Annotated in this window: 4 protein-coding genes and 1 tRNA gene; all 5 read right to left on the reverse strand. The window is 51.9% G+C overall.

Going from position 1 to position 5149, the window contains the following annotated elements:
* Position 1: 1 nt before the first annotated feature.
* The 5 genes from ACTH5D_RS17200 to ACTH5D_RS17220 all read right to left on the reverse strand — a co-directional run bounded on the left by ACTH5D_RS17200 (position 2) and on the right by ACTH5D_RS17220 (position 4475).
* Positions 2–74, reverse strand: a tRNA-Val gene (locus ACTH5D_RS17200).
* A 116-nt stretch (positions 75–190) separates the two neighbouring features.
* The gene (locus tag ACTH5D_RS17205) at positions 191–913 is read right to left on the reverse strand and encodes an alpha/beta fold hydrolase (protein ID WP_096278260.1); all 723 of its coding nucleotides are present in this window, start codon (positions 911–913) and stop codon (positions 191–193) included.
* 26 nt (positions 914–939) lie between these two features.
* A complete protein-coding gene (gene ttcA / locus ACTH5D_RS17210; RefSeq protein WP_096278258.1) occupies positions 940–1851 on the reverse strand; it encodes a tRNA 2-thiocytidine(32) synthetase TtcA in 912 nt (303 codons plus the stop codon).
* Between the two features lie 114 nt (positions 1852–1965).
* Entirely contained in the window at positions 1966–2631 is a 666-nt protein-coding gene (locus ACTH5D_RS17215) for a DNA polymerase III subunit epsilon (protein WP_255249090.1), read from the reverse strand.
* Positions 2628–4475 carry a DUF294 nucleotidyltransferase-like domain-containing protein gene (locus ACTH5D_RS17220; RefSeq protein ID WP_096278256.1) on the reverse strand — a complete coding sequence of 616 codons (1848 nt, stop codon included), beginning with the start codon at positions 4473–4475 and terminating at the stop codon, positions 2628–2630. The genes ACTH5D_RS17215 and ACTH5D_RS17220 overlap by 4 nt, the downstream gene beginning before the upstream one ends.
* Positions 4476–5149: the final 674 nt, after the last annotated feature.

Genomic DNA, 5149 nt, shown 5'->3' on the forward strand with positions numbered 1-5149 from the left:
GTGGGTGGTACTGGGTTCGAACCAGTGACCCCCAGCTTGTAAGGCTGGTGCTCTACCAACTGAGCTAACCACCCGCTGGACACGTGGCGCTGAATTCTACAGAAGACTTGTTCAATGTCAACATGCTACGTTTAAAACTGTTCTTAAAACGATGCTTTAAACCCGCGTGCTGCTCTGCTTCTGTGAAGCCTTAGCCGTAAGCGCGGACGAAGGATGCCGCAATTTGGGTCGCTTCGTCAATCAAAACCTTATGCGTTTGGCCAGAAGAGCGGCGAGGCCTGAAATCATGGTCGCCATCTTCTAGCCATGCGAGGTGGGCATTGGCTGGCAAATCATAGCTTGCGACGTCATTGCGGGTGCCGAACGGGTCTCTCTCGCCTTGTAAAACAAGCAAAGGGCACTCAATGGCTGGCCAGTGGTCCAGTCGAAGCTTGTCAGGCGCTTTAGGCGGATGAAACGGATAGCCAGCCACCACGACCCCAGGACATGCCTGCTGGCTCGCTAGCAGCGTTGCCACACGCCCTCCCATTGATTTCCCCCCGACCCACAAAGGAAGCGCCGACAGTGGGCTGAGCAATGCATGCCACTCAGTCAACTGCACAAGTGTTTGGGCAATTGGCGGAGGCGGTCGGCGCTTACCCGACTCTTGCATCTGCTGCATATACGGAAAGTCGATACACAGCACTTGCACTCCCTGCTGGGCCAAAGAAGTGACAAATTGCTGCATGAACGCTGACTGCTGGCCGGCCCCCGCCCCGTGGGCAAACAGTAATCGCCCTACCTTGGCCTCGCCATGTACTGAGAGCGGCCCCCTATCTTGCACCAAAAAACGCCCCGCTGGCTGGCGGCGAAACGCGTCGCTCAAAGCCTCAGGGCGTACCGTGTTATATCCAGATAACGCATAGTGTGACACGCACGGCTCCTAGCTATTCAATTAGGCTAGCCAACGTTAAAGGCCTGGATACGCCCCGCCATCAACTCCGCTTGCTTGGCCTCTAAGCCTTCGAAATTGAAAAGGCTGCGGTCTGCCAACTGTGATGGCGCAATGTTGGTAACGGCTTTGAACATGCTTTCCAGGCGGCCGGGGAATTTCTCATCCCATTCGGCGAGCATTTCTTTGACCACTTGGCGCTGCATATTGGGCTGAGAGCCACACAAATTGCAGGGGATAATCGGGAATTCCATTAGTCGCGAGAATTCAGCAATATCGGCTTCTTTGCAGTAGGCCAGCGGCCGAATGACCATGTTTTTACCGTCATCGGACAGGAGCTTAGGGGGCATTGCCTTCAAGCTGCCGCCGAAAAACATATTCAGAAAAAGCGTCTCAAGAATATCTTCGCGGTGATGCCCTAAAGCAATCTTATTGGCCCCAATCTCTTCAGCAAAACCATACAGCGAACCACGCCGTAGGCGTGAACACAGTGCGCAGGTGGTTTTACCTTCGGGCGTTTTCTCCTTCACCACCGAGTAGGTATCACGCTCCACAATGTGATACTCCACGCCTTGCTTATCCAGATAGGCAGGCAGCACGTGCTCAGGAAAACCCGGCTGCTTTTGATCTAAGTTGACCGCTATCAGCGAAAAATTGATCGGCGCGCTGCGCTGTAAATTGCGCAAAATTTCCAGCATGGTGTAACTGTCTTTACCACCAGACAGGCACACCATTATGCGGTCACCCTCATTGATCATTTGATAATCAATAATCGCATTGCCCACTTCTCGGCGTAAACGCTTTTGCAGTTTGTTAAATTCGCGCTTTTTCTTGGCGCCAGCAAAATCCTCTGAGGCGCCCTGCGCAGGATTAACGTGAGCCGAGGAAAGATGAGGATCAAAATGATGAAGAGATTGCATGGTATAGGCACTACCGAGGGTGAAAGATGCTGAAAATGAAAAGCAGCTGCCATTCTAGCAACACTCGCTGCATTGACCCAACATTCAACCTCGCCGCTCGGCGCCAACCCTTGTCTAAATAGCCTCTGCCATAACGCGCTGCAGGCGCATGTACAGCAGTGCGCTAGCCGTGGCCTCACCTAATATGCCTTGGGCAGCCCCCATTGCGGGCACCTGCCAGCAGGCCAGCGCCTGGGCAAAGCTGCTTGGCGCGTCAACCTCAGGATGCACGCGCCGTAGCTGGCGCTGGTGTAATTTCGCCACATCGACCTGGGCATTAGGCAGCTCAAAGTTTAGGCGCGCGCTTAGCAGCGCATTGAGCGCTCCAATTCGCTGATCCAACTGCCAGCCCACAACGGGGCGATTACCGATGAACTCCACTAACGCACTTAAGTTACCGCTGCTTGGCGCCGTTATCTCACCTGCTTGCCACAGCAGGCGATGGCGGCGCAGCGACGCATTATCAGCCTGGCCCGGCGTGCCTAACGTCAGCACAAAGGCCTGGCTGGTCAGTATCCGTTGCTGATTAAACACGATAGCCGCCAAGCTAATGACCGGTGATGACCCTGTTGGCGTTACACAACAGGTGAGCGCCACCAGCTCTTCTCCCATGTAGGGTTGAAATAGCCAGGCGTAAGGGGAGCCAGCACAACGCCTCCGGTCGCTTTCACGACGCAGCAACGTGCGTAGCGAGCCGCTAAACAGCGCCACGTGCCGGTCTAGCAGCCATATTCCACTCACGAATACTCCAAATGATAACGATGCGAAAGACGCTGTTTAAAGTCTTTAACAATGTGCAGCGCCTGACGCAGTAGGTCGCGCTCTAGTGATGAAAGCGATTGCACCACGACACGATTAGCTCGGCTTGCCTCTTGAGCTCCGTGAAGCGTTCTTTGGTCACTCACCGCTTCTAACGCATCAAGCTGCTGCTTAAGACGCAGCTCGGCAAACAGCGATAGCGCCTCTCCGAGATCCTCAGCAAAGCGACGATCCAAGCGACCATCTGAAGCCAAAGCATCAAGTCGGTCTAGCGTCGAGGTCGCGTTGATACGCCGCTCAAGTGCCATGGTGCGCACACCGTGAACAATAGGAAAAATACCGCCCTTTTTAATATCGATACCGTGCTGAGGCTTTTTTAACGAGCCAAATAGAGTCAAGGGCGTTGAGAAGCGCAGCGCCGTACGGGCAAAATAGGACAGCAACAGCTCGTCATTTGAACAACGTGCAAACAGCTCTTCTCTGACGCTTTCAAGTAGACCTGGATTGCCCGCGACGGCGTGAGCATCAAGCATAATCGCCAGCTTCATCAGGCTATCGCCATCGCGCTCACGGGCCCACTTTGCAATACTGGCTTTCCACTGCGATACGGTGCCCACCCACTCAGCATTAGACACCATAATATTGCCGGGACATGTCGGGTAACCGAGCTGAACCAAGCTGCTAGTAAGCCTTTTCATATCGGCTGAAAGATCAGGCCACTGGACATCATCAGCAAGAATAAGCCCGTTATCTTGATCCGTTTTCAGAACTTGCTCGCCGCGCCCTTCGCTACCCATCACCATCATGCAGCTATGCTCACGATATCGCTCGTCGACGATAAACTCCCAGGCTTTACTTATGATGCGGCCGTTTAACGCAGCGAGTAGATCCATCGCAAAACGCAGTTTAACGCCCTGAGCCATGAGCGCCTTAACAAGCTCTGGAGTGCGCTGGCTAGCCGCCGCCAGCGCCGCCAAGCTGGTCGCCTGTTCAACCTGCAGGCTCACAACAAAACTGCGGCTTGAAAAGTAGCTAAGTACATCGGTAAGTTCGACAACGCCGGTTAAAACGCTGTTTTCCATCACCACTACTCGGGCTACTTGATACCGTGTCATTAGCACCAATACTTCAAACAAGTACTGACCCGGCTCAACGGTCACTAAATTGAAGCGGGCAATCTCATTAAGCGGCGATGTCACATCGCAACTACCCAGTACCAAGCCATTGAGCAGATCGGTTTTAGTCACCATTCCCAGCGTACCCTGGGTGTCCACCAGCAGGCTATCGGCATGGCTATCGTTAAGCTGCTTCACGGCACTAGCAATATCGGTAGATGCTGCAACCAGCAGCGGCTCGCGCATGCACTCGCTGACCTTAGCCAGCATGAAACCCGCCATGGCGACGCCCCCTCCGGCGCGCTTTTCAGTCAGCAAGCGCGCCTTGTGGGTCAACGATTGACGAAAGAAGTCATTAAAGGCTGGGTAGCGATGGCAAAGCTGCTGAAACAGCGCTTTGGGCAATAAATAGCAAAAGCACTCCTGCTCGGCCTTAAAGCGATAGCGGCTTTTACCGTTCAAAATACTGATCGCGCCAAATATATCGCCTGGCGTGTAGTGGCCGATACGCGAGGTAGTCGATGGAAGGGTGGCATCTATTTCAGCCACTTCCCCTTTATGGATTAGGAAAACAAACTCACCCACTTGGCCTGTCTCTAAAATAATTTCGTCGCGATCAAAATAGGCGAGATCAATGCCACGGCGAATGTGGTCACGTCCTTCATCATCAAGAAGCGTAAACGGCAGTTGGGATAAGTCCACCTCAACCATTGTGCATGACCTCATTCAACTAAAAGGTGGGCTAAAAAACGTGGCATAACGCTCAGCGCTGACCCGAGGTAGTCAATCCTTACTTCTACGCGATAAAAAACCCGCTGTTATTATTTGAAACGCGCTATACGGGTATAAAGGATTCACTTCCCAATAGGCAAGCAGAAGGTTGTTATACCTTTAGCTATCACGCTAAAGTCGAAGCGACTTTAGCGACGCGACCAAAGTATTGATATGTTTCTATCAGCATTAGACTAAAAACAAAGTATTTATTTAAAGCAGCCAATAACGCACCACTTACTTACCTACTAGACTATCGTCCTATAGTTCTCAGAACGCCGACCAACTTCGCTCAAATAGCGGTTAAAAATTCTTATTTTCAAGAACATGCACATCACCCATCGATATCTAGCTGCACATTGATACCAAAGTCTGGGATTTATTTTTTTGCATTTATTAGCCACTATTAGCACTGAGCCATGCAGGGTAATCGCACGTTACTAACTCACTCAACTTTGTCTTCTTGACAATAAGCTGACTTACTAAAAAATATCAGTTCGTCAGCCCTAAAACTGAGTAGTTTTCGACGTACGATTACCTTGATGGATTACACGCTATTTCTCGTGAACTTTCCCAACCTTAAAAATCACAAGTGGAGAGCAACACAATGGCAG

This window comes from Halomonas sp., assembly GCF_052095695.1.
Classification (GTDB): Bacteria; Pseudomonadota; Gammaproteobacteria; order Pseudomonadales; family Halomonadaceae; genus Vreelandella.

Coding starts and splice junctions, on each gene's coding strand:
- ttcA (WP_096278258.1), bottom strand. CDS start 1,851: ATGCAATCTCTTCATCATTTTGATCCTCATCTTTCCTCGGCTCACGTT.
- ACTH5D_RS17220 (WP_096278256.1), bottom strand. CDS start 4,475: ATGGTTGAGGTGGACTTATCCCAACTGCCGTTTACGCTTCTTGATGAT.